This window comes from Streptomyces sp. 71268 (assembly GCF_029392895.1).
Classification (GTDB): Bacteria; Actinomycetota; Actinomycetes; order Streptomycetales; family Streptomycetaceae; genus Streptomyces.
Map to the genome: position 1 here is coordinate 4896706 of NZ_CP114200.1, position 24023 is coordinate 4920728.

The 24023-nt window shown below is 74.8% G+C and carries 24 protein-coding genes and 1 pseudogene; 11 read left to right on the plus strand and 14 right to left on the minus strand.

Annotation, left to right across the window (positions count from 1 at the left end; translation table 11 throughout):
• Positions 1-167 precede the first annotated feature (167 nt).
• The 4 genes from OYE22_RS19285 (at position 168) to OYE22_RS19300 (ending at position 4646) form a co-directional block, all read left to right on the plus strand.
• On the plus strand, positions 168-1193 hold the full coding sequence (locus OYE22_RS19285; RefSeq protein ID WP_277321566.1) for a LuxR family transcriptional regulator: 1026 nt from the start codon (positions 168-170) through the stop codon (positions 1191-1193).
• A gap of 632 nt (positions 1194-1825) precedes the next feature.
• The gene (locus OYE22_RS19290) at positions 1826-2584 is read left to right on the plus strand and encodes an IclR family transcriptional regulator C-terminal domain-containing protein (protein WP_277321567.1); all 759 of its coding nucleotides are present in this window, start codon (positions 1826-1828) and stop codon (positions 2582-2584) included.
• A 419-nt stretch (positions 2585-3003) separates the two neighbouring features.
• Positions 3004-4137, plus strand: a complete 1134-nt coding sequence (locus tag OYE22_RS19295) for an aminopeptidase P family protein (protein WP_277321568.1) — start codon at positions 3004-3006, stop codon at positions 4135-4137.
• A gap of 110 nt (positions 4138-4247) precedes the next feature.
• Positions 4248-4646 carry a hypothetical protein gene (locus OYE22_RS19300; protein WP_277321569.1) on the plus strand — a complete coding sequence of 133 codons (399 nt, stop codon included), beginning with the start codon at positions 4248-4250 and terminating at the stop codon, positions 4644-4646.
• Between the two features lie 81 nt (positions 4647-4727).
• Here the strand turns inward: OYE22_RS19300 and OYE22_RS19305 are convergent, their stop codons facing one another.
• Positions 4728-5714, minus strand: coding sequence for a zinc-binding dehydrogenase (locus OYE22_RS19305; RefSeq protein ID WP_277321570.1), 987 nt, complete (start codon positions 5712-5714; stop codon positions 4728-4730).
• Between the two features lie 294 nt (positions 5715-6008).
• On the opposite strand from OYE22_RS19305, the gene OYE22_RS19310 reads away from it, so the two are divergent.
• Positions 6009-6647 (plus strand): pentapeptide repeat-containing protein, encoded by a 639-nt coding sequence (locus tag OYE22_RS19310; protein ID WP_277321571.1) that lies wholly within the window; start codon positions 6009-6011, stop codon positions 6645-6647.
• Positions 6648-6735: 88 nt separating this feature from the next.
• Here the strand turns inward: OYE22_RS19310 and OYE22_RS19315 are convergent.
• Positions 6736-6888 (minus strand): annotated as a pseudogene (locus OYE22_RS19315) (NmrA family transcriptional regulator); the annotation flags it as partial.
• Positions 6889-7043: 155 nt separating this feature from the next.
• A complete protein-coding gene (locus tag OYE22_RS19320) occupies positions 7044-7541 on the minus strand; it encodes a hypothetical protein (RefSeq protein ID WP_277321572.1) in 498 nt (165 codons plus the stop codon).
• A 607-nt stretch (positions 7542-8148) separates the two neighbouring features.
• Between OYE22_RS19320 and OYE22_RS19325 the strand changes: the two genes are divergently transcribed.
• Together OYE22_RS19325 and OYE22_RS19330 are read left to right on the plus strand one after the other, a co-directional pair.
• Complete coding sequence (locus OYE22_RS19325) at positions 8149-9933, plus strand: MFS transporter (RefSeq protein ID WP_277321573.1); 1785 nt, start codon at positions 8149-8151, stop codon at positions 9931-9933.
• Positions 9934-10442: 509 nt separating this feature from the next.
• Entirely contained in the window at positions 10443-11336 is an 894-nt protein-coding gene (locus tag OYE22_RS19330; protein ID WP_277324210.1) for a peptidoglycan-binding protein, read from the plus strand.
• 7 nt (positions 11337-11343) lie between these two features.
• On the opposite strand, the gene OYE22_RS19335 is transcribed toward OYE22_RS19330, so the two are convergent.
• Positions 11344-12711 carry an MFS transporter gene (locus OYE22_RS19335; RefSeq protein WP_277321574.1) on the minus strand — a complete coding sequence of 456 codons (1368 nt, stop codon included), beginning with the start codon at positions 12709-12711 and terminating at the stop codon, positions 11344-11346.
• Between the two features lie 146 nt (positions 12712-12857).
• Between OYE22_RS19335 and OYE22_RS19340 the strand changes: the two genes are divergently transcribed.
• A complete protein-coding gene (locus OYE22_RS19340; protein WP_277321575.1) occupies positions 12858-13241 on the plus strand; it encodes an ArsR family transcriptional regulator in 384 nt (127 codons plus the stop codon).
• 157 nt (positions 13242-13398) lie between these two features.
• On the opposite strand, the gene OYE22_RS19345 is transcribed toward OYE22_RS19340, so the two are convergent.
• From OYE22_RS19345 to OYE22_RS19365, 5 genes are all read right to left on the minus strand, one after another.
• Positions 13399-13821, minus strand: coding sequence for an SH3 domain-containing protein (locus tag OYE22_RS19345; RefSeq protein WP_277321576.1), 423 nt, complete (start codon positions 13819-13821; stop codon positions 13399-13401).
• A gap of 284 nt (positions 13822-14105) precedes the next feature.
• The gene (locus OYE22_RS19350; protein ID WP_277321577.1) at positions 14106-14780 is read right to left on the minus strand and encodes an MBL fold metallo-hydrolase; all 675 of its coding nucleotides are present in this window, start codon (positions 14778-14780) and stop codon (positions 14106-14108) included.
• The gene (locus OYE22_RS19355; protein WP_277321578.1) at positions 14777-15874 is read right to left on the minus strand and encodes an S-(hydroxymethyl)mycothiol dehydrogenase; all 1098 of its coding nucleotides are present in this window, start codon (positions 15872-15874) and stop codon (positions 14777-14779) included. Before OYE22_RS19355 ends, OYE22_RS19350 begins: the two co-directional genes overlap by 4 nt.
• Positions 15875-16191: 317 nt before the next feature.
• Entirely contained in the window at positions 16192-16566 is a 375-nt protein-coding gene (locus tag OYE22_RS19360) for a hypothetical protein (RefSeq protein ID WP_277321579.1), read from the minus strand.
• 281 nt (positions 16567-16847) lie between these two features.
• Positions 16848-17342 (minus strand): MarR family winged helix-turn-helix transcriptional regulator, encoded by a 495-nt coding sequence (locus tag OYE22_RS19365; RefSeq protein ID WP_277321580.1) that lies wholly within the window; start codon positions 17340-17342, stop codon positions 16848-16850.
• Between the two features lie 93 nt (positions 17343-17435).
• Here OYE22_RS19365 and OYE22_RS19370 point away from each other — a divergent pair, with 93 nt between their 5' ends.
• Positions 17436-17870 (plus strand): nuclear transport factor 2 family protein, encoded by a 435-nt coding sequence (locus OYE22_RS19370; RefSeq protein ID WP_277321581.1) that lies wholly within the window; start codon positions 17436-17438, stop codon positions 17868-17870.
• Positions 17871-18031: 161 nt separating this feature from the next.
• On the opposite strand, the gene OYE22_RS19375 is transcribed toward OYE22_RS19370, so the two are convergent.
• On the minus strand, positions 18032-18481 hold the full coding sequence (locus OYE22_RS19375) for a nuclear transport factor 2 family protein (RefSeq protein WP_277321582.1): 450 nt from the start codon (positions 18479-18481) through the stop codon (positions 18032-18034).
• Positions 18482-18656: 175 nt separating this feature from the next.
• On the minus strand, positions 18657-19115 hold the full coding sequence (locus OYE22_RS19380; protein ID WP_277324211.1) for a DUF4259 domain-containing protein: 459 nt from the start codon (positions 19113-19115) through the stop codon (positions 18657-18659).
• A 197-nt stretch (positions 19116-19312) separates the two neighbouring features.
• Here OYE22_RS19380 and OYE22_RS19385 point away from each other — a divergent pair, with 197 nt between their 5' ends.
• Positions 19313-19795: a hypothetical protein gene (locus OYE22_RS19385; RefSeq protein ID WP_277321583.1), complete on the plus strand. Its 483-nt coding sequence runs from the start codon at positions 19313-19315 to the stop codon at positions 19793-19795.
• A 161-nt stretch (positions 19796-19956) separates the two neighbouring features.
• The gene (locus tag OYE22_RS19390; protein WP_277321584.1) at positions 19957-20499 is read left to right on the plus strand and encodes a hypothetical protein; all 543 of its coding nucleotides are present in this window, start codon (positions 19957-19959) and stop codon (positions 20497-20499) included.
• A 67-nt stretch (positions 20500-20566) separates the two neighbouring features.
• Here OYE22_RS19390 and OYE22_RS19395 read toward each other — a convergent pair whose 3' ends face one another.
• The 3 genes from OYE22_RS19395 to OYE22_RS19405 form a co-directional block, all read right to left on the minus strand.
• Positions 20567-22381 (minus strand): amidohydrolase, encoded by a 1815-nt coding sequence (locus tag OYE22_RS19395; RefSeq protein ID WP_277321585.1) that lies wholly within the window; start codon positions 22379-22381, stop codon positions 20567-20569.
• Between the two features lie 339 nt (positions 22382-22720).
• Positions 22721-23635, minus strand: a complete 915-nt coding sequence (locus tag OYE22_RS19400; protein ID WP_277321586.1) for a hypothetical protein — start codon at positions 23633-23635, stop codon at positions 22721-22723.
• Complete coding sequence (locus OYE22_RS19405) at positions 23572-23949, minus strand: hypothetical protein (protein ID WP_277321587.1); 378 nt, start codon at positions 23947-23949, stop codon at positions 23572-23574. Before OYE22_RS19405 ends, OYE22_RS19400 begins: the two co-directional genes overlap by 64 nt.
• Between the last annotated feature and the right edge of the window lie 74 nt (positions 23950-24023).

Genomic DNA, 24023 nt, shown 5'->3' on the forward strand with positions numbered 1-24023 from the left:
TCGGCCCGCGAAACCAGAGAGGAACCCGAGAGGCGGCGGTGTTCGCCCGCCGACGACGGCCGAACACGCCGCGTCGGCGGAGCCGCCGGACGCCCGTGCCGCGATTGCCGGCCGACGGGCCGCCGGTATCGCGTGACAGCGCGCCGAACGGGGTGGAATTCACGGGGGTGAATGAGTTGAGGGAATTCGTACACGCCGCGACCAGCGCGAGTAATCCACCGACCGAGGACGACATTGCGCAGGAACTCCTCGCGGTGCGGGCGCTCGTCGAGTCGACGGTGGTGAAGCACCGGGACCGGCAGTCCCGCAATTCGTGGGTGGCGACGGTCGGAAGCCAGGAGAACGACATTTTGGTGACCGCCAGGAAGCTGTTCGGCGAGGCGCGGGAAAGCGTGGACATCGTCCTCGCGGGAGACGCGGGGCACGCTCAGGTGCTGTACTCCGCGCTGGGCGACTGGCTGTCGGCGCAGGGCGGCGACGGCCGCTCCGTGGACGAGGCCCGCGCGGCGGCTCGAAGCGGAACCGCCGGCACCGTGGCCGGTTCTCGTGCCCAGCCCGACACCGACGCCGCGGGGGGCGCCGGCCGGGGGCAGGGCGCGGGTCGGCGCGCGGTGCGGGCCCGGTTGCTGTGCGCGCCGGGCGCGTTGGACCGGCAGTTCGTGCAGCGGCACGCCGGCGGGCCGGTGCCGCTGGAGGTCCGGGTGGCCCGTATCCCGCTGCTCGCGGCCGTCGTGGTCGACGGTCGGGCGGCACTGGTCTGCGCGGACGCGGCGGTCGGTCGACGGGCGTCGACCATCCGCGACCCCGGGGTCATCGAGGCCATGCGGACGCTGTTCACCGGCATCTGGCGCAAGTCGCTGGCCGCCGGCGAACGCCTGGACGACGGCGACCGGAGCCGCAAGGAGATGCTCCGGCAGATCCTGGAGTGGCTGCGCCTGGGCGTCACCGACGAGGTGGCCGCGCGCGAACTGTCGGTCTCGGTGCGTACGTACCGGCGCTACGTGGCGGAGATGATGTCCCTGCTCGGCGCCGACTCCCGGTTCCAGGCGGGCGTCCGGGCGGCCGAACTGGGCCTGCTGCCAGCGGCCCCCGCCGCCCCCTCGCCCTCGCCCCAGGGCCCGACCCCGACCCCGGCCTCGGCCCCGGCCTCGGCTCCAACTCCGGCCCCGTCGCCGGTGCCTGAGCTGCGCTGAACGGGGCGCCGCCGTACGCCCGCACCGCCGACACCGTCCGGACCGACCGTGTCGCCCATGGCGCCGCACGCCTGGTGGCAGCCGCCCGGTGGCAACCGCACGGTGGCAGCCGCTCGATGGCAGTCGCCCGGTGGCAGCCGCCCCGGGCGCGTGGGAGGCGCGGGCGGTGGGGTGGGCGTACGGGGCGTGCGGGGCGCATGGCATCCGGTGCCGCGAGCGGGGCGTGATGCGCGGCGGGGGCATACGGGGGCGGTGGGCTCGGAGGGGGCGAGTGGCGGCAGGCGGGGGACCTGTTGCCGAGAACAGCCGTTTGGGTTGAGCGGGGGCCGAATGCGCCGAAAGGCAAACTATTGCTGGTGTCCCGTTGGGGCTGGCAGCTTCCTGTAGTGGTCATTGCGGGTGTTCGATCCGGGCGGATAGACATGTCCGTGGGAATTGGAATCCGCGCCAACTAAGGATGATGAATCCCACCGGTGGCAACTCCTCCCGGAGCGCCAGCGGTGGCGGAGGGTCGGCAGTCTTCCCCCAGTCCCGTCGGACCTCCGCCCGTTATCGCTCGACATCCGCAACGAAGCCGTGGTTGTGGACGGTCCCGGCACACCGCGGGGCCGGTCCGATGAGGAGACACACGCATGACGACGACTAGTCCGGAGAAGGCGCTGGCCCCTGAGCAACCGCTCAGCGGCGTCGGTGTCCTCGACAAAGCCTCACTACTGCTGGGGGTCCTGGAGGCCGGCCCGGCCTCGTTAACGAGGCTCGTGGCCGACACCGGTCTCAAACGCCCGACGGCCCACCGGCTGGTGCTCGCGCTGGAGCGGTTGCGGCTGCTGGCACGGGACAAGCACGGGCGGTTCATCCTGGGACCGCGACTGGGGGTGATGGCCGTACAGGCCTGCCAGGACCGGCTGTTGACGGTGGCCAATCCGGTCCTGGCCGAACTGCGCGACGTGACCGGGGCCAACGCCCGCCTCTACCGTCGCCGCGGCAACCTGCGCATCTGCGTCGCCGCGGCCCCCGCTCCGTCCTACGACACGTCGGGCCCCTACGACTCGGTACCCGTCGGCGCGGCGTTCCCGATGAACGCCGGCCCCACCTCGCAGGTGTTGCTCGCCTGGGAGGAGCCGGAGGTGCTGCACGAGATGCTGCGCGGGTCGCGGTTCACCGCCGCCTCCCTCTCCAGCGTGCGGCGGCAGGGCTGGGCGCAGAGCATCGACGTCCGCAAGCGCGAGGGCGCCGAGGTCGCGGCGCCGGTGTACGGTCCGGGCGGCCGGGTGGTCGCGGCGCTCTCCGCGTACTGGCCCGGCAACCGGATGCCGAGCAGCGCCGGCCGGATGCACGTGAGCGAGCTGGTGGACGCGGCGGTACGGATCGGGCGCGGCTTCCCGGAGTGAACGGCTCCCGGTAGGTGGCCGCGTGGGTGACCCGCGCCGGTGGACGCGCCGGCGCGCGGGGGCGTCGCGGCGCGCGGTAGGGGCGTGTACGTCGCCGGGCGTTGGGGTGTCGGGGCGTACTGGCGCCGAGGGGCGTGGGGGCGTGCTCCCGCCGGGGGTCGCCGGGGCGTGCTCGCGGCGGGGGTACGGATGCCGGGGCGCGTCCGCGCCGAGGGGCCGGGTGCCGGGTGGGTGTGTGCCGGGTGTGCGGCCGTCGGCTCGCCGGTCGGGCCCCCCGCGTCCTCTCGCGAGGCGGGGCCGGCTGCGCGATGCTGAGCTGACCCGGCACCGGCCGGCACCAGCCGCCGCCGACCGCCACGGCCCCGCTCGGAGGGGCGTCACCAGCCGCCGACCGCCACCGCCCCGCCCGGAGGAGAGACATGCCCGAAGCCGCCGACCAGCCGGCGCCCATCACCCGCGAGGACTACGCCGCCCGGATGGCCAGGGCCGGTCGGGCGGCGCTCGACGCGGGCCTCGCCGGGCTGATCGTCACCCCGGGGCCCGACCTGACCCACCTGTGCGGCTACCACGACGTGACGCCGAGCGAGCGGCTGACCGCCCTGGTCATCACCCCGGACCGGCCGCCGCGCCTGCTCGTGCCGGCGCTTGAGCGCGCCAACGCCGCGAACGCCGTCGGCGCGGGCGCGGTCGAACTGGTCAGTTGGACCGACGGCGACGACCCGTACGAGACCGCCGGCACGCTCCTCGACCCGCGCGGCCGGTACGGCATCGCCGACTCCGCCTGGGCCCTGCACCTGCTCGCCCTGCGACGCGCCCGCCCCGACACGACGTACGACTCGCTCACCGCCGTGCTGCCGATGCTGCGCGCGGTCAAGGACGAGCACGAGGTGCGGCGGCTGGCCGCGGCCGGCGCGGCGGCGGACGCCGTGTACGAGGAGATTTCGGCGGCGCGCTTCGCCGGCCGCCGGGAGCTGGACGTCGCCGCCGACCTGGCCGACCTGCTGCGCGCGCACGGCCACAGCCAGGTCGACTTCACCATCGTCGGGTCGGGGCCGAACGGCGCGAGCCCGCACCACGAGGCGGGCGAGCGGGTGATCGAGGACGGCGACATGGTCGTGCTCGACTTCGGCGGCCTGAAGGACGGTTACGGCTCCGACACCACGCGCACCGTGCACGTGGGCGAGCCGACGCCCGAGGAGCGCAAGGTGCACGACGTCGTGCGCGAGGCGCAGCAGGCCGCGTTCGAGGCGGTGCGCCCCGGGGTCGCCTGTCAGGAGATCGACCGGGTGGCCCGCCGGGTCATCACCGAGGCCGGCTACGGCGAGTACTTCATCCACCGGGTCGGCCACGGCATCGGCGTCACCACGCACGAGCCGCCGTACCTGGTCGAGGGCGAGCACCTGCCGCTGGTGCCGGGCATGTGCTTCTCGATCGAGCCGGGCATCTACCTGCGCGGCCGGTTCGGCGTCCGCGTCGAGGACATCGTCACCTGCACGGAGACCGGCGGCCGACGGCTCAACAACACCTCGCACGCGCTGCGGTACGTGGACTGAGACCCGTCCTCGCCCGACGATCGCGGCGAAGGCGGCGAACCAGCGGCGGACGAGGACGGGTGCCTGCTTGACTTGTGGCCCGTTCGGTCGTCCGCCACCGGGAGATTCGCATGCGCCGCACGCTCACCGTGCTTGTCCTGGCCGTGGCCCTGTTACTGGCCGGGTGTTCCGAGGAGTCGTCCCCGGAGCCGATCGAGGGGGAGTGGGTGGCGGACGGGCCACAGCCGCCCGGGTACTCCGACTTCGCGGACCGGGCCGTGATCCAGGTGGACGGGAGCGACGAGGCCACGCTCGGTACGCCGCCGGCGAGGCTGTGCGGCGGAGCCGAGGTGGCGGACACGGGCGAGGGCGGGGACGGCAAGCGGGAGTACCGGCTCGCGTTCGGCTCACCGTGTGTGTCGGCCAACGTCCCGACCAGCCTGGAGATCGTGGTCGACGGGGACACGCTGGAGGCCGTCCCCGCCGGCCCGCCGGGCGCGAAGACTTTCCGTTTCCGGCGTGCTGTCTAGCCGTACCGCCGTACGGCCAGCCGTACAGACGTCCAGCCGTACCGCCGGGCCGCCCCATGCGGTCGTCGGGGCCGTGGCGGGTTAGGGGATCAGCACGACCTTGCCCATCGTGCCGCGGGTCTCGATCGCGCGGTGCGCCGCCGCGGCCTCGGCGAGCGGGAAGCGGTGCACGGCCGGCACCAGGACGCCGGAGGCGGCCAGCGCCATCGAGTCCTCCTCCAGCTTGCGCATCCCGGCCGGGCCGCCGATCCGGTCGAGCATCGGCTTGCCGACGACCTGGAGCGAGGTGATGCCGCGCCGCTCCAACTCCGCCTCGCTCAGGTCGAGCGGGCCGCCGGCCCAGCCGTAGACGATGTGCCGGCCGCCGGGCCCGAGCAGGTCAACGGCGCCGAGGCCGCGCTCGCCGCCGACGGCGTCGAAGACGATCGTGGCCGCGCGGTCGCCGAGGGCGGCGCGGGCCCGCTCGGGCCAGTCGGTGGCGTCGTAGTCGAGGGCGATGTCCGCGCCCAGCTCGGCCACCCGCGCCACCTTGGTCGGCCCGCCGGCCAGGCCCACCACGGTGGCGCCCACGTGCTTCGCGTACTGAGTGAGCAGCGTGCCGATGCCGCCGGCGGCTCCCGTGACCACCACCACGTCGTCGGCGGTGAGGTCCGCGAAGAGCAGGATGCCCACCGTCGTGCGGCCGGTGCCGATCATGGCGATGGCGTGGTCGAAGGGCAGGTCGTCGGGGAGCGCGTGCAGCTTCTCGGTGGCGACCACGGCGAGTTCGGCGTAGCCGCCGGGCACCAGGCCGAGGTGTGCCACCACGCGCCGGCCGAGCCACGCGGGGTCCACGCCGTCGCCCAGCCCGTCGACGGTGCCCGCCACTTCGCGGCCCGGGATCGTCGGCAACTCGGGCAGGTCGTACGGGGCGTTGGGGTCGCCCGAGCGGAAGGTGGTGTCGATGACGTGCACCCCCGCCGCCTCGACCTTGATCCGCACCTGCCCGGGCGCGGGACGCGGGTCCTCCGTCTGCTCGTACGTGAGGTTCTCGGCGGGCCCGAAGGCGTGCAGACGAACGGCGTGCATGGCGATCTCCATCGGTCGGGGCCCCACGGGGCCGCTGTTATGCGACGAGCGTCCGACTTCAACCAAAGGTTAAGTCAAGCGTCGCAGGTCAGAGCGGGTTACGAGGCGATGTCAGACCCCGGGTGCACGATGGGATGGCAGTGCCAGGAAGCGGACGTGGTCGAGCGGCGGGCGCGGTGACGGAGGGCGGAAGGCGTGGCGGAGCGAGGGCGACGGCGGGCCGGTGCGGCGGGCGCGGGCGGCCGGCGAGGAGACGGGGACGGGGACGGGGTCCGGGCGCCGCGCCGCCCGGCCGTGCGGCTGCCCCCTCTGGTGCCGTACGGGGGCGGCGCGTTGGAGGCCGAGGGGGACTACGACGGGCAGGACTTCACTGACCTCGATCTGAGCGACCAGGCGGCCCGAGGCGCCCGTTTCCTGGACTGCCGGGTGCGGGGCTGCGCGCTCGGCGAGACGGTGTTCGCGGGCGCCCGGTTCATCGACTGTGTCGTGACCGAGGTGCGCGGCGTGGGGACGGACCTGTCGACGGCCTCACTGCGCGACGTGGAGCTGACCGATGCCCGGCTGGGTGGCACCCAGGCGCACGGCGGCTCGTGGGAGGGCGTTCTGGTCCGGGGCGGCAAGTTCGACTACCTGAACCTGCGCACGGCCAAGCTCAGGGACGTGACGTTCGACGGCTGCGTCCTGGTGGAGGCGGACTTCGGCGGCGCCACGCTGGAGCGGGTCTCGTTCGCGAACTGCGTGCTGCGCCGGGTGGACTTCACCGCGGCCCGCATGACGGACGTGGACCTGCGCCGCGTGGTCGAGCTGGACATCGCCCGCGGCCTGGACGCCCTCTCCGGCGCGGTCATCAGCCCCACCCAACTCCTGGACCTGGCCCCAGCGATGGCCGCCCAGCTCGGGGTACGGGTGGCCGACGAGGGGCCGCCGGGGTAGGCGTGGCGGGGGCGATGGCGCGGGCGGCGGGCGGGGGACGGCTGGCGGGGCGGCCGGGAGGGGGCGGCGCGGCCCGCGCCGGCCGGGTTCAGCGGAAGGCGGCGACGTTGCGGGCCACCCAGTCGGCGAAGTGACGCGGCGCGCGGCCCAGGACCTGCCGGACGTCCGGGCTGACGCACAGCTCGGCCGGGCTCGGGGAGCCGGTGATGTCCAGCGTGTCGTCGGCGAGTTCGGCCGGGAGGTCGGCGAACCGTTGACCGTGCTGTTCGACCGGATCACGCGGCACATGGCGGAGCGCGACACGGCCTGACCGCGGTGACGCGCGGGGTGCCGTGCGTACGTGGCGAGCCCCCGGCCCAGGCCCGCTCCCGCGCTCTCGCGGGGCCGGGCGGGAGGTCAGACGCGGGGGAAGCGGGCCTGGACGTCCCAGACCACGGGGTTGTCGGCCAGGCCCTCGTGCATGTCGGTGAGGTCCGCGATCACGTCGTGCAGGAAGTCGCGGGCCTCGCGGCGCAGCGCGGCGTGGTTGAAGGTCAACGGCGGCTCCTCCAGCGGTACCCAGTCCGCCGTGACGTCCACCCAGCCGAACCGGCGCTCGAAGAGCATCCGGTCGCTGGACTCGGTGAAGTCCAGCTCCGCGTGGACCGGCTGGGCGGACCGGCTGCCGCGCGGGTCGCGGTCGAGCTGCTCCACGATGTCGCACAGCGCCCAGGCGAAGTCGAGGACCGGCACCCATCCCCAGGCTGTGGACACTTCCCGGTCGGCCTTCGTGTCCGCCAGGTACACGTCACCGCAGAACAGGTCGTGCCGCAGCGCGTACACGTCCGCCGTGCGGTAGTCCGTCTGCGGCGGGTCGGGGAAGCGGGGAGAGAGGGAGTAGCCGAGGTCGATCACGCTGCCGATGGTGTCACGGGCCGGGCGCCCACCCCACGCCGCGGCACCCCGCCACCCGCCGGACCCGTCGTGCCCGTCGTGACCGGCGGGTCCACCCGACCCGCCGAACGCCACCTGACGGGCGCGCCACCTGACGGGCACGCGGCCCGACCGGCGCGCGACCCGGGTGCGCGTACGGGTAGGCGTACCCGCACCCGCCCGCGTACGGTGGACGGGCACGGCGCGCCCCGGGCTCCCGTCGCCTCGGCGGCCTCCGCCGCCCGCGCCGCCGCCGTACGATCCGGCCCCTTCGGCCTCGCGCGCCCTCCGGCCCGCGACCCGGCTCCTCCGGCCCTTCCGGCCCCTGGCCCGTACGGACGCGGACGCCCGGGCCGGCGCCGCGCCGGCCCGCACCACACGCGTCCCGCGCCCCCACCTCGCGACCTCTCGCGCTCCCACCTCGCGGTCTCTCGTGTTCCCACCTCACGACCTCTCGCGCACGCCGCGACGCACAGCCGTCGCCGCGTTTCCGGCGCCCCTCTCCCCCTCCCGAGCGGTACCCCGCCGCGCGCGTCGCGGGTGGCGGGTGGACGGATGACTGGGCCACGGACGCCGGGAGGGCGACGCTATGACAGCGGGACGGGGATGGGACGCGCCGGGCGCGCGCGGGGAAACGGGCGCCGAGCGCGGCGGGGCGGACGGGGAGATCGAGGCCGCTGGTCCGTACGAGGCGGGGGATCGAGGCCCGGTGGTGGCCGGTGGCCCGGGCGGGGTGGGCGAGGGCGCGGCAGATGGTGGCCCGGGCAGCGCTGCGGGCGCGGGTGGTGCCGTCCGGAGGCGGCGGTGGGTGCTGGTCGCGGTGGCCCTCGCGGTGTGCTGCGTACAACTGGACGCGTTCGCCCTGAACCTGGCGTTGCCGCGGATCGCGGCCGACCTGGCGCCCGCGCCGACGGCCTCGCCCGGCCCGGCCGGAGCGCCGGACTCCGCCGGAGCGCCGGACTCCGCCGGTGGGGCGGGCACGGGCGGGGCGGGGGACGTGCGGTGGGTGGTGAGCGGCTATCTGTTGGCCGCCGGGTCGTTGATGGTCGGGGCCGGGCGGTTGGGCGATCTGTGGGGGCGGCGGCGGATGCTGCTTCTGGGGCTGGCGTTGTTCGGAGTGGCCTCGGCCGCGTGCGCGCTCGCGCCCGGACTGCCGGCCCTGGTGGCAGCCAGGGTGGCGCAGGGCGCCGGCGGCGCCTGCCTCATGCCGGCCGGGCTCGCGCTGCTGACCAGCGCCTACCCGCCGGCGCTGCGCGGGCGCGCGACCGGCTGGGCGCTCGGCCTCGGCGGGGTGGCCACGGCGTGCGGCCCGTTCGTCGGCGGGGCGCTGACCCAGGCCCTGTCGTGGCGGGCGGTCTGCTGGCTGAACGTGCCGCTCGCCTGCTGCGCCGCGGTCGCCGCCTGGGCCGCCGAGCGCCCGGCGCGTGCCGGGTGCCCGGCGCGTTCCAGGCGCGCTGGGCGTACCCCGCGCGCGGGGCGGGGCGCCGCGCGGTCGGTGGGGGGCCGGTGGCGCGCGCGGCGGCGGGGTGACGCGGGCGCCCGGGTGCGCGGGCGCGCGGATTGGGACTGGCCGGGGCTGGTCACGGGCACGGCCGCGCTCGCCGCGCTGGGGCTGTTCGTCGACCGTGGGCCCGCCTGGGGCTGGTGGTCGGGCGCGAGCGTCGCGACGCTCGGGGCGTGCGGGGTGGCGCTGGCCACCTTCGTACGGCGGCAGCGCCGGGCCCCCGATCCGTTGGTGGACCTGTCACTGTTCCGCAACGGCCCGTACGTCGCGCTCACCGGCTCCGGGGCGGTGGCCAACGCGGCGACGGTCGTCTTCCTCTACGTCACCCCACTGGCCCTGCAGGGTACGTGGGCGCTGTCGGCGGGAGAGGCGGGGTGCGCGTTCCTCGCCCCCGCGACGGCGATGGCCGGCGCGGGCGTGGTGGCGGGGCGAATCGCGCCCTCGCGCGCGGTCGCCGTGATGGCCGGGTGCCTGGTCGCGGGCGCCGTGGGGCTCGGCGCGATGGCCACCGCCGGCACCCTCCCGCGCTACCTGTGCGCCGCCACGGCCGCCGGCGCCGCCCTCGGCCTCGCCAACGCGTTGACGCTGGCCGCCACGCAGGCGGTCATCGACCCCCGGCGCGCGGGGGAGGCGTCCGGGGTGACCAAGACGGTGGTCACCGTGGCGGCGGGGCTCGGCGTGGCGCTCGTCGGCCCGACGGCGAGCGGCCCCGCCGGCGCGGACACGGGCGCCGGCGCGGGCGCGGGCGCGTGGGCGGGGCAGGCGGCGCGGGCCGCCGACGGGGCGCTGTGGGGGGTGGCGCTGGCCTGCGTGCTGACCGCCGGCGCGCTGGCCGGTTGGCTCCGGGCGCTGACCAGCCGCGACGCGTGAGGGTCGGGCCCCGGCGCGCGCGATCGACCGGTTCCGCGCATGCCGGGAAGCGGTGCGCGTACGCGAAGTGAACGGGTTCCCACGGGTGTTGGCACGGGCAGTGAACCGCCGTCAGGAATCGCATCCGCCGCTCCCGTACCTGTGGAGCATCCGGCCGTTGTCTGTCATGCTCTCGACGAACAGTTCCCGCCACCCTGCCGTGGGTGCGGCACGCCCCTGGAGTGACGCGCGTAGAACCGCCCCAACCACGGCTGCGGCGCCGGGGCTTCGCCCGCGTACGGCCGGAGCCGGTCGAGGGGCCGGCCGGCGAGCACCGCCCGACCAGGCGGCTGACCAGCGTCGGTCGGCGGACGCCGGCCGACGCCTGCCGGCCGACAGTGACTTCAGGAGGATGCGACATGTGTGAGCAGTGCGGTCCGTTCGACGGCGCGGAACTGGAAGCGGCGGACCCGCGCCCCGCGGGCCTCTCGCGCAGGGGGCTGCTGCTCGGCGCCGGGGCCGGCCTCGGGGTGGTCCTGACGGGCGCGGCGGGGCTCACGTCGCCGGCGGTGGCCGCGACGTCCGCCGCCACGCCCGTCGCCGGGTCCCTGAAGAACGGCCAGTGGTGCAACCCCGCCCGTGGCCACTTCCCCAAGGGCGGCCACTACGGCGCCCCGCGCGGCGGCGGGCCGCACGCCGGCCAGGACGTCACCAACTCGATCGGCACGGCTATCTACGCCGCGTCGGCCGGCACCGTGATCCGGCGCGGCTCGGGCGTACTCGGCGGGCGGAGCGGGAACGGCCTGGTCATCTCGCACGGCGGCGGCCGGTACACCTACTACGGGCATCTCAACAGGTTCCGCGTCGGCCTGAACGCCAAGGTCAGCGCCGGCCAGCGGATCGCCGACATGGGCGCGACCGGCAACGTGACCGGCCCGCACCTGCACTTTGAGGTCCACTCGAACGGCCTCGGCGGCATCACCAACCCCGTCAGCTACCTCGCCGCCCGTGGCGTGGACCTGGGCGGCGGCTGGCCGACCCTGGACCCGGGGGCCGGGGGCGCGACCGTCAGGACCCTCCAGCACCTGCTGACGCAGCGCGGCCACAAGCTCGTCGCCGACGGCGCGTACGGCTCGGTCTCCGTGAGCGCGGTCAAGAGGTTCCAGTCGGCCCGCAAGCTGGTGGCCGACGGCCAGGTCGGCCCGAAGACGTGGCCGCACCTGGTGTACACGCTGCGGCAGGGCCACTCGGGCTCGCACGTGCGGGCCCTGCAAACCGTGCTGAACAAGCACAGCGCGGGCCTGGCCGTCGACGGCGGCTTCGGCTCGGTGACCCGCTCCGCCGTCCGCGCGTTCCAGGGCGCCAACCGGCTGGTCGTCGACGGCGAGGCGGGCCCGAAGACCTGGACGGCCCTCGTCGGCTGACGTCAGGTCAGCGCCGTACGGGCTGGCCGTTGCCGCCCCGGCTCCGGCGCGCGACGACGAGGGCGCCGCCGAGGCCGGCCGCGGCCGCCAGGGTGACCGCGAAGGTGGTGGCCGCGCTGGTCAGCCCGACCGCGTCGGTGAGGTAGCCGGCGCCGACCGCGAGCAGGCCGGCCGGGGCGTAACCGCCGACGCTGAGCGCGGCGTTGGCCTCGGCGAGCCGGTGGGTCGGGACGCTGGAGTTGAGCAGGGACAGGCCGCCGAGCTGGCCCATGCCCTGGCCGGCCCCGGCGAGCACGGCCGCGGCGACCAGGGCCCAGACGGTCGCGGTGTGCACGGCGACGACCAGCGTCGCCATGCCGAACACGACGCTGACGGCCCCGCCGACCAGGATCGTGTGCCGGGAGCGCCGCTGCACCGCGAACTGCACGCACGTCGAGGCGAGGAACATCGCGAACGCCAGCGCGCCCGGCACGATCCGGCTGCCGCTGCCGAGCAGGTCGGTCAGGAGCGACGGCCCGAGCGAGAGCACGAACGACGTCGCCACGATGCCCGGCCCGAACACCGCGACGCCCAGCGCGAGGTGCCACCCACTGCCTCGCGGAACGCCCGGCACCCGCACCCAGACAACTCGGTCCGTGTCCCCGCCCCTGTCCCTGTCCCTGCCTTTGCCTCCGCCCGGCCCCGCCGACGCGCGAGGCACTGGCGCCAGCCCGGGAACCGGCCTCGGCACCGGCATCCGCCAGACGACCAGCGCGGCCGTGCCGAGCAGCGCCGCCTCCACGAGGAACACGGTGACGGTCGGCGCGGGCAGCGTCTCGGACAGCACGCCTGACAGGAGGGGCCCGAGGCCGGCGCCGAAGACCATGGCGGACGAGGCCAACAGGGCGCCGAGCCGGCGTCGGTCGGGGCCGGCCACGTCGGTGACGGCGGCCATCCCCGCGGAGACGGCCGCCCCGACGGCCAGTCCCGTGAGCAGCCGCGCCACGATCAGCACGGTGACGTGGTGCGCGGTGGCGAACAGGAGACAGGCGGCCAAGGCGAGGCCCAGCGCGGGCAGCAGCACGGGCCGGCGGCCGAACCGGTCGGACAGCACGCCGCAGCAGAGCAGCGACGCGAGCAGGCCGACGATGTAACTGGCGAAGACGACGGTCAACGTGCCGCCGGAGAAGCCGAGTTCGTCCTGCCAGAGCACGTACAGCGGCGTCGCCGCGTTCGACAGGGCGAAGACCGCCGTGACGGGCCAGGCCGCCAGCCACACCCACCACAGCGGCACCACCGCGCGCCCATCCGCCGGCCCTCCCGCGACGTCGTGGCGCCGGGGCCCGTCGCCCCGCACGCTCACCGCCGCCCCCGTGGCCGTACGCCGTGCCGACATGCCCGCCCCCTTCGCCGCTCTCAGTACGAGTTGAGTCGAACTTAGCATGCAGTACGATTAAACTCGTACTGATTCTGCGGGGGCGATGCCGTCCGTACGATCCGTACCGTCCGTACTGAGGCGAATCGAGCGACGGGAGGCGGCCCATGCCGTCGAGTGCGCACACCATCTCGGCCGTCCGGGTGTTGCCCGAACCCGCCGACCTGCCCGCTCCGCTGCCGGAGCCGGCCCCGGCGGAGCTGCGCCTGGAGACGGTGCTCGGCGCCCTGAGCGACCCGCTGCGCCTGTTCATCGTGCGCAAGTTGCTGCTGGAGTCGGAGCGGTTCGACCATCCCTGCTCCTGGCTGGGCATCGACCGGCCCAAGTCGTCGCTCACCCATCACTACAAGGCGCTGCGCGAGGCGGGCCTCATCCGGCAGCGCCAGTACGGCCTGGAGCGGCGCAGCCACGTCCGCGTCGCCGACCTCAACGACCGCTTCCCCGGCCTGCTCGACCTCGTCGCCGCCTGGGAGCCGCCGGTCGCCCCCTGAGGGTGGCGGCCGGGCGGCGGCTGAACGGCCGCGGGCAAGAGGAACGCCCCGTCGGCGCGCTGGTGGTTCAGCGTCCGGCGGGGCGTGCCGGCCGGCAGGGTCGGCCCGAGGGGGCCGCCGTGTCCGGCCGCGTGTCGCGTTGTGCGGTCGGGCTGGGTCAGCCCACGGCCTTGCCCTGGTCGGTGGCCTGCTGGGCTCGGAAGAAGTCCTTGCACAGTGGCGCGGTGCCGGCCGGGCTCTTGGTGAACTCGGCGGTGATCCACTGCTCCTTGCCGCGGATCTTGTACCAGTAGGTGCTGTTCTGGACCGGCTGGGCGCGGACCTTGCAGTCCACGCCGACGACCGTGCCGTTCTTGAGGTTGCCCACGTCCGTGGCGTCCTCGCTCGGGTACATCCGGACGTTGAGCGGCTTCGTGCTGCGGGTGTCGACGGTCACGTGCGGCTTGGCCGGGGCCGCGGCCCTCGTCGCGTCGGCGGCCTGAGCGGAGGCCGTGCCGAGCGCCAGCGCCGCACCGCCCGCCGCCACGCCGAGGGCCAGGGTCGCCGCCGTCACGCGGGCGCGGCGCGTCCTTGCTGCCATGTCACTCATCTCCTTGCGTCGTCACGCCAGGCGACTGCCGGGGCGTGAGAGTCGGGACTACACAAGCGAGGACGCGGCACTCCGGGTGAAAGGTTCGGGTATGTCCGAATTTTTTCCCCTTTTTCTTTCCAAGATCGGGTGCGACCGAGAACGACAACGGCGAGGGCCGACGCCGGGTTCACACCCCGCGCCGGCCCTCGCCGATCCGTACCGCCGCCCCGTCCGGCTGGCCCGTGCCGCCGGCCCGCGCCACCGACGCGCGCCCCGGGGCCGGTAACCGCGGCTCAGTGGCCGCGCGCGATCCACTCCTCCAGGTGCGGCGCCTCGGCGCCGATCGTCGTGGAGTCGCCGTGTCCGGTACGTACCACCGTCTCGGCCGGCAGGGTCAGCAGCCGGTCGCGGATCGAGTCGATGATCGTCGGGAACGAGGAGTACGAGCGCCCGGTGGCGCCGGGCCCGCCCTGGAACAGCGTGTCACCCGAGAACAGCGTGCCCACACCCGAGAGCCCGCCCTCGTCCGGCGCCCCGGCCGTCAGCGTCGGCGCGTACAGGCACACCGCGCCGGGGGAGTGCCCGGGGGTGTGCAGCACCCGCAACTCGGTGTCGGCGACGGTGAGCACGTCACCCTCCACGAGCCGGCCGTCCGGCGCCCGGTGCGGGTGCCGCATCCGCCACAGCGCCTCGTCCTCCGGGTGCAGCAGGATGGGCGCCCCGGTGGCGTCGGAGACCTCGGGGGCCGCGTCGATGTGGTCGTCGTGGCCGTGCGTGCACAGGATGCCGAGCAGGCGCCGGTCGCCCACGGCCTCGATGATGGCCCGCGCGTCGTGCGCGGCGTCGATGACGTACACCTCGCGGTCGTCACCGACCAGCCAGACGTTGTTGTCCACCTCCCACGTCCCGCCGTCGAGCGAGAACGTCCCGGAGGTGACCAGGTGGTCGATGCGCGCCTCGCCGGTCACAGGATCACCACCGAACGCAGCACCTCGCCGCGGTGCATCTTGGCGAACGCCTCCTCGATGTCGTCCAGCGTGATCGTCTCGCTGACGAACGCGTCGAGGTCCAGCCGCCCCTGCTGGTACAGGTCGACGAGCATCGGGAAGTCGCGCGAGGGCAGGCAGTCGCCGTACCAGGACGACTTGAGCGCCCCGCCGCGCCCGAACACGTCGAGCAGCGGCAGCTCCAGCTTCATCTCCGGCGTCGGCACGCCGACCAGGACGACGGTGCCGGCCAGGTCGCGGGCGTAGAACGCCTGCTGGTACGTCTCCGGGCGGCCGACCGCCTCGATGACGACGTCGGCGCCGTTGCCGTCGGTCAGCCCGCGCACGGCCTCGACCACGTCCGTGGTGCGCCCGTTGACGGTGTGCGTGGCGCCGAGCCCGCGTGCCTGCTCCAGCTTGCGGTCGTCCAGGTCCACCGCGATGATTTTGGCGGCCCCGGCCAACCGGGCGCCCGCGATCGCGGCGATGCCCACGCCGCCGCAGCCGATGACGGCGACGGAGTCGCCGCGGCCCACGTTGCCGGTGTTGATGGCGGCGCCGATGCCGGCCATCACGCCGCAGCCGAGCAGGCCGGCGGCGGCCGGCGAGGCGGCCGGGTCCACCTTGGTGCACTGGCCTGCGGCCACCAACGTCTTCTCCGCGAACGCCCCGATGCCCAGCGCCGGCGTCAGCTCGGCGCCGGCCGACGGGCCCTCGGCCAGGGTCATCTTCTGGGTGGCGTTGTGGGTCGCGAAGCAGTACCACGGGCGGCCCCGCTTGCACGCCCGACACTGGCCGCACACCGCGCGCCAGTTCAGAATGACGAAGTCGCCGGGCGCCACGTCGCTCACCCCGTCGCCGACCGACTCCACGACGCCCGCCGCCTCGTGCCCGAGCAGGAACGGGAAGTCGTCGTTGATGCCGCCCTCACGGTAGTGCAGGTCGGTGTGGCACACGCCGCACGCCTGGACCCGTACGACCGCCTCGCCCGGGCCCGGGTCGGGCACCACGATCGTCTCCACCCGGACCGGCTGCCCCTTGCCCAGGGCCACCACGCCACGCACCTGCTGTGCCATGCGAGCTACCTCTCTCTACGGTTCGCGCCCCGCGGTTCCACCTCCGCGCACCGCGCGGCCCCCACTCTCGTACGCCACGCCCCGACCGTCCAACCGACGCGGCCCACGCCACGACGTGCGACGTCGGCGAAGGGGCCCGGCGCGCGGGCGCCACACCGCGCCACCCCGGGCCCGCGCGACAGCGACCGAACGGGACCACACGAGGCCGCACGCGACCGCACGCGACCGTGCGGGAAGCCGTACGAGAACAGACGAGACCGCACGAGACCGTACGAGACCGGGAGGGGGAGGAAGAGATCGGGGAGAGGGGGCGGGGGTCAGCGGGTGGGGGTGGTGGTGTCCTCGTCGTCGGCCGGCTCGTCCGCCGTGTCGGCGGTCAGGCGCTCGCCCCGGCACGCGGCGATCCGCAGGGCCTTCTCGGACGAGAGGACCAGTTCGCTCAGCGCGCACCGGAGCTGGTCCTCGGACGCCGTGCCGTGCAGGGTGGCCCGGGCGTGCTCGGTCACCGACGCCACGTGGTCGAGGGCACCGTCCTCCATGCTCTGCATGAGGTTGGCCAGGGGACTGTCCGCGGCCTCGCTGGCCACGTAACACGAGTGGCCGTGCGGCCCCACGTACCGCTTCGGGTGCTGCCACGCGGTGTGCCGTAACAGGGCCGCCACACCCTGATCCCACTCGCGTTCCTGGCTCACCTGCCGTGTTCCCTTCTCCTGTGGGGGCAACTGTGCGGAAACTAGGGAGAATCCGCGCACATCAGGGCGGTCGCCCCAGCCTTGGCCACGCACGACCGTGACCGCTAGCGCGGCCACTCTCGCATTGGGGCGCGCCCGCCACCAGGGGGCCGCGTGTTGTCCGCGTACCCGCCTCGTCGCGCTCTGTGCCCGACTCGCCGTGAGCGATACGGAGAGCCACCGTCCGGTGCGCGCCACCGACGGCGCCACCGCTGCGGCGAAGCGGGCGCGCGCCGGCGCGCTCAGGCGTGGCCGGGCCGTCCCGGCGGGGTGTCGAGGTGGGCGTTGACGCGGCCGAGCAGGGCGAAGAGTTGCCTGCGCTCGTCGTGGTCGAGCGGAGCCATGACGCGCTCGTTGACGTCGGCGAGGACGCGGTCGAGTTCGGCGAGTCGGCGCTCGCCGCTGTCGGTGATGCTGATGACGTTGCGGCGCCTGTCCGCCGGGTCGGGGGCGCGGCGCACCCAGCCGCCGGCCGCGAGGTCGTTGAGGACGGCGACCAGATCGCTCTTGTAGATCCGGGTGCGGTCGGAGAGGGCCGCCTGGCTCGCCGGCCCGAACTCGGCGAGCGTGGCGAGCACCACGAAGTGGTCCTTGCGGGCCCCCACCGCGCCGAGCGCGTCACCCGCCACCCGCCGCAGTTGCACGGCGGTCATCCCGACGAGGCGCGAGAGCTGGCCCTTGAGCCGCTCGGGAGTCTCGTCGCCGCGGTCGAAGCGCGATTCGTCGCCGGTCTCCATGCCGACAGCCTAGCCGTTTGTGTTAGTGCTCCTAACGGTATACGTTCGTGAGGAACCCGAACGTTAGTGGCACTAACCGCTTGAGAGGCCGCCATGACCGGCACCGAAACCTTGCTCCGTGAACTCGCCGACCGCGCCGAACTGTCCGACCTGGTCGCCCGCCACAGCCTGTGGATCGACGAGGGCCGCTACGACGAGACCGACCGTCTCTTCACCCAGGACGTCGTGGTCACCTCGCTCCGCGGCGAGGCCCACGGCATCGAGCAACTCGTCGACCTCGTCCGCGCACGCCACGACGACTACGCCCGCACCCTGCACAACAAGTCCAACCTCGTCATCGAGATCGACGGCGCGACCGCCACCGTGCGGGCCCACGACATCGCCGTCTTCGTCATCGACGACTCGACGGAGGCCGTCGCCGCCGGTATCCACCGCTACCGGGCCCGCCGCACCGACGCCGGCTGGCGCTTCGACCGCCTCGACATCACCCCGGTCGCCCTGACCAAGGCTCTGGAGCGGGCACTGTAGGGCCCGAGCCTCCGGCCTCCGCTCGTGGCCGGCCGCACGTCAGGCGCGGGTCCCGATATGTGACGTACAGCCATGGCACAGCGGGACAGCGGGACAGCGGAACGACGGCACAGCGGCGCCGCGCGGCCCCGGCCGGGCGAACCGGTCGGGGCCGCCGCGTCTCAGGCCGCTCGGGGCGCCGTGCCGCAGGCGTCCGCGATGGCCAGCGTGTCCCAGTAGAACGGGCGGACCTCGGTGATCCGGCCGCCCTCGACCGTGACCGTCTGCAGGATCGGGAAGCCGAGCTCGCGGCCGGTCGCCCGCGCGCGGGCCCGGACCTGGGTGAGGACGACCGCGGTCCGGCCGGTGGCGAGGAACTCCTGCTCCACCATCTCGAACGACTCCCAGGTCCGCGCCATCGCGAGGAAGAACCGCCGGATTCCGTCGTGCCCGCGCCACGTGCCCCCGTACGGCAACCCGTCGGCCTGGTGCAGCGTGACGTCCGGCGCGAAGAACGGGGCGAGGAGGTCGAAGGACGCCTCGCCGGGCCCGCCGGCCGCCAGGTACGCGGCCTCGGCGGCGTACATCCCGGTGAGGACCGTCGCGGCGTCCGCCGCTGGTGACATCGTCATGCCGCCAGCATGGGGTTCCCGACGGGACGGTGCTGGCGGCCATCGGACGTCGTGGTCCGCCCACGAGAGCCGGTTCTGGCACGACTGTCGGTCGGCGACGACGGCGCCGCGGTCTCGGTCGGGAGGTGCCGAGACCCCGAGCTGGGCCCGTACGGCCACGAGCTTCGGCTCTGGCTCAGGTTCCGTGGTGGGTGGGGCTCTGTCCTTGCTCGACAACGAGCGGCGGGGTGGACGGTGATGACGGAGCGAGGACTGCGCGAAGGCGGTCGACGTTGGCCCGCCACTGCTTCCCGTCTTCCGGGTCGACCCAGTTCGAGGCCGGCCCGGCCTCCTCACTGACGACGCGAGCGAGGGCCTTGGCCGCGAGCCTCCGTAGATCGTCAGGGAAGGCGGGCATGGGTTCTTCAGGACCGCAGGCTGAGTCGATCGGGTCGCCGCCAGGGCACTGCGCCGCGATCAGCGCCGCCGCGGCCACCGCCTCGTCTCCCTCGGCGAGCCAGCCGGTGGCGCCGACGGTGCGCGTGAGGGTGCTACGGATCAGCGCCTCGCGTTCCTCGGGTTCGGTGCCGTCGAGAGCATCGGCGAAGTCCGCGGCCGTGTCGTTGTCGAAAGGGCCGGTGCCCCAGGTGCCCATGGTGATCTCCTCGTGTAGCTGCGCCGGGATCCTCGCATCAGCCACCGACATCGCGATCACTGTGCGAGCAGCACGCGCTTCCGCGGACGGTCCGAACGCCGCTCAGCGTGACCGCGTCACAGAGGTCGTGCCACAACCGGAAGGCGTGAACAAAGCCGCGTGTGCGGCGTCGAGAAGGCCCGTGACACCCTTCGGCCATGCTCTTGGGTGATCAGGCAAGCAGTGTCGAACTGCGTCCGCTGCGGTACCAGTTCTCCGCCGTCCGCGGTGACTCGTACGACGACAACTGGCTGGTCATCGGCGGTGAGGTGCGGGCTCCGGAGGGCAGTTGGACCTTCGCTGATCCCTGTCTGCTCACCGACGAGGCCCGCCGGGTGTCCGGTTGGCTGCGTGCTGTGGCGGCGGGGGCGGTCGCGGTGATCGGGCCCGACGCCGAGGGTCGGCTGTCCCCGGACGCGTGGTTCGTCGAGCCGGTCCTGGCCTTTGGTCTCGCCGATCGGAGCGAGGACCGCGCGGTGATCCGTGTGCACCTGTCCATGGAGGCGGCACCGCCGTGGCAGCGGGGTGACGACGACGCGGACATCTACCAGTACTACGTGGAGACCCGGGTGGGCATGGCCGCCCTGCTTCGCGCCGCTGACCAGTGGGATCTCGCCTTGGCTTCGTTCCCCGTCCGCTGATCGGTACCCAGCGCGGCCCGCGCCCGGCCACGGACCGGCGCACCACGCGGACACCACCCTCGGCCACCCGCGACCCCCAGCAGCCGTGCCCGTCGCGGCCGCGGGGGAGAGCGGGGCCGGCGCCGGGACCCCTCCCGGGTACGCGCGTATAGAACGGTCCCATGACCACATCGGAATCACCGGCCCGCCGCCATAGGACCAGGCTGTCCCTGGCGCGCGGCACGGCCGGGGCCGGCTGTGTGCTGGCCCTCGCCGCCGCGCTGACCGGCTGCGGCTCCGACTCGGGAGGCGACGCGGGGGCGCCCGGTTCGGCCGAGCCCTCGCGTTCGGCCGAACCGTCGCCCGCCTCGCCCACGCCCTCGCCCACGAAGCCCTCCGCGTCGCCGACGCCGACCGAGGTGAGGCCGATGAAGCCGTCGACACCGGCCGAGCTGCGGGCGTGTGCGGACGGGAGCTGCACGGTCGTCGTGACCAAGGGCACCCAGCTCCCGCGCGCCGCCGGCCTGCGCGCGGGACCGTTCACGGTGAGCGCCGTCGGGGCCGACGGCGTGGACCTCAGCTCGGTCGACGCGACTGGATTCGCCGCCAACCTGTTGGGGCAGCGCCCCGACCAGGGCGGGCCGTCCACCGTCAACGAGCTGTCGATCTCCGTTCTCGCCATCACGGGGGACACCGCGAAGCTGCGGCTCTTCCCGGCGAAGTAGCGCGAGTCCGGGGCCCGGAACCGGTCCCGAGCCCCGGGCACCCGGGCCGCGCCGACGGCCCCGCGGCTCAGCTCGCGGCGGCCCCCTCGTACACCACCCGCCCGTCGAAGACGGTCATCGTCACCGGTACGGAGGTGATGTCCTCCGGCGGCGTGGTGCGCAGGTTGGCGCCGAGTGCGCACAGGTCGGCCACCTTGCCCACGCTCACCGAGCCCTTCCAACCCTGGGCGAAGTCCTGCCAGGCGCCGGCGGTGGTGTACGCAGCCAGGGCCTGGTCCAGGGTGAGGCGTTGCTCCGGCCCGTGCACCTCGCCGCAGGCGCCGACGCGGGTCACCAGGGCCCGGACGCCCGCCCGCCAGTCGGGCTCGTTGACCGGGGCGTCCGAGCTGCCGACGAACGGCACCCCGGCGTCGACCACCGAGCGCCACGGCAGGAACGCGTCACCCTCCGGACCCTGGGCCGCGCCGTGCACCACGTTCGCCCAGCTCTGAGCCTGCGGCCCAAGGCCGATCCGGTGCTGGGCCATGGTCGGCAACAGGCTCGTCGGGACGAACGGGCCGTGCATGACGACGTGTCGGGCGTCGGGCCGCGGGTGGTCGCGCAGCGCGGCGACGAGCGCCTCCACGACGGTGGGCACCCAGCGGTAGCAGTGCACGCCCAACTGGTAGCCCGCCGCGTGCGCGATCCGGATCATCTCGGTCAGCTCGGCGGCCCGCTCCTCGTTCGTGTCCCCCTCCACCAGCAGGTCGCCGCCGCTGTCGGAGAACAGCTTGACGCCGCGTACCGCCAACCGGCGCGGGTCGACGCCGGTCGGCGGCGTGAAGCCGCGCAGCGCCGCGTCGACTGCGGCGGCCGACCCGCCGGACTGGGAGCAGGGCAGGAAGAGCGTGCTCACCCGCGCGTGCAGCTCGCCGGAGCGCGCCAGGTCCGCGTACGCGTGCAGGGTCTCCATGCCCTGCGTCCCGCCACCGAGCCCGTCACCGCCGGGGCCCAGGCCCGGGTCGGTGAAGCTCGTGATGCCCTGGGCGTGCAGGCGGGCCACCGCGTCCCGGACGGCCTCCTTGCGCTCGTCCCGCGACCGGGGCGGGAGCAGCAACTGCACCAGGGCCTGCGCCCCGTACCGCAACACCCCGGTGGGGCGGCCGTTCGCGTCGTACTCGACGCCTGGCTGTCTGGGGTCGCCGGGGCCGACGTCGGTGATCCCGGCGAGGGCGAGGGCGCGTGAGTTGACCGCGCTGACGTGGTAGCCGCTGTCCTGGAGGAAGACCGGGTGGTCGGGCGAGACGCGGTCCAGGTCGTCGCGGTTCGGGCCGCGCTGCTCGGCCAGCCGGCCCGGGCTCCAGCCGGCGCCGCGCACCCACTGCCCGGCCGGTAACCGGCCGGCCTCGGCGGCCACCGCGGCGACGATGTCGGCGATGGACCGCACCGCCGTCGGGCCGAGGTCCACGACGTACGGCGGCAGGTTCAACCGGTAGACGGCGGCGTGCAGATGGGTGTCGTTGATGCCGGGGAGCAGGCTCCCGCCGCGCAGGTCGACCACCTCGGTGCCGGGCCCGGTGAACGCGCTGGCGCCGGCGTCGTCGCCGACGTACGCGACGCGGCCCGCCCGGACGGCGACGGCCGACGCCCTCGGCCGCCGCGGGTCCATCGTGATCACGTCGCCGTTGCGGAACACCAGGTCGGCCTTGCCCGACGCGGCGGCGAACGCCGGCCGCGCGCCGACGAACAGCGAGGCCGCCGCCGCGCCGCCGAGCAGCCGGCCGGCGTTGCGCCGGGAGATGGCGGGGACGGAGCGCTCGTCGACGGCAGGGCCGGGCGCGGGACCGGCCGCGGTCCCGGGTGCCGACTCGGTGGCGGACTCGGCGGACTCAGGGGTGGGCATGGGGGAGCCTCTCGTTCGCGGTGCGTGTGCACGTCGTGACCCAACCAGCGGAGAATTGGCCGTCGGTGGCGCGTACGTCAAGGCTCGGGCCCGCAGTCAGGCCATCCAGCCCGGCAGCTACGCCACCGGGCCCGGCAGTCATGCCACCGGGCCCGGCAGTCACGCGAACGGGGCGCCTTCCGGGGCTCCGTGGCGCCGGGCGCGCGCCCCAAGAGGCCGAACACGCGCCGCTTCCTCCGGCGTTGGCCGGTCGTACGCCGGCGGGCCGGCCCGCTCGGATGGCGGGACGGACTGTCGTACGGGAGGACCAGTACGGCATGGGAGGACCAGACGGCAGGTCTAGTACGGCAGGTAGTAGCTCAGCACGTCCGCCGTGAGCGGCGGGAACAACGCGTGGAACAGCTCGCGCCGCGGGGCGTACACGTCCGGGCGGAGCTGGGTGAGGCCGGCCATGCCGTGCGGGCCGAAGAGCAGGGCGGGCAGGTGGTCGGGGGCCACCGCGGCGCCGTCCTTGCCGGGGTACTGGCGCGGGCCGCCCGTGACGACCTCGCCGAGACCGTCGGCGAGCACCGGGAGGCGGTAGTGGGCGCCGAAGGTGGAGAGCACGATGTCGCCGTCGGGCAGGTCGACGCCGGTCGTGGTCAGGCGCCGCCACAGCAGCGGGCGCAGCCGGTCCAGGAGCGCCGCCGGATCGGGTACGCGGACGTAGTACTGGTCCGCCCGGCCGCGCGGCGTGTGGTCCACCCACTCCCGCCACGCCTCGGCCGGCACGGTGCCGGCCCGGTGGACGACGCGCAGTCCCGCCCCCGGGCACCGGGCCGCGACGCCGCACAGCAACTCCCGCGCGGCGGCCTCGTCCACCGCCGCGGCCTCCGCCACCAGCACGCCGTCGCCGGGCAGCGTGGTGCGCGCGGAGGCCACGACGGCGCCGCCCCGCTCCAGCACCCACAGGTCGCTCGAGTCGTGCCCGAGCAACCAGCGCCAGCGCGGCGCCGAGTGCGGCACCGCCACGTCGAAGGGGGCCTGGGCCGCGCCCTGGAGGGCGGCGAGGGCGGGAACGTCGTCGGGCCGCGCGGCGCGTAGCGCGGGCGTGTCGCCGTCGGACGGCGGGATGGTGACGGCGAGCGCGGGTGGGATGTCGATGGCGTACTCGTAGCCGAACAGCCGGTAGAAGTACGGGATGCCGATCATCACCTGGACGACGTGCCCCCGCGCGGCCGAGCGCTCGTGCGCCCACCCCATGAGCGCCCGCACGAGCCCGCGTCCCTCGTACGCCCGGTCGGTGGCGACTCCACCTGCCCGGCCGGCAGTCGTACGTCCCCGAGCCGGACCTCCTCGTCGAGCAGCGTCGCCGTCGACACGACCCGCTCACCGTCCACCACCACCGCACACGCGGCCCAGCCGGCGTCGGGGTCGGTGACCACCAGCCGGTGATCGAGCGCGTCCTCCTCCGCCCCGCGCGCGGCGAGCAGCGCACCGATCTGTTCCAGGTCACCGGGGCACGCCTCACGCAGGACGAGCCCACCGGCCAGTTCGCGGGGCGCGCCTGCGGCGCGGGTCGTGTTCACGGCGGGACTATGACATCCGGGGCGGCTGCCGTCCACGGGGTTTTCGCAGGTGGGGTGGGGGTGGGGGGCTGACC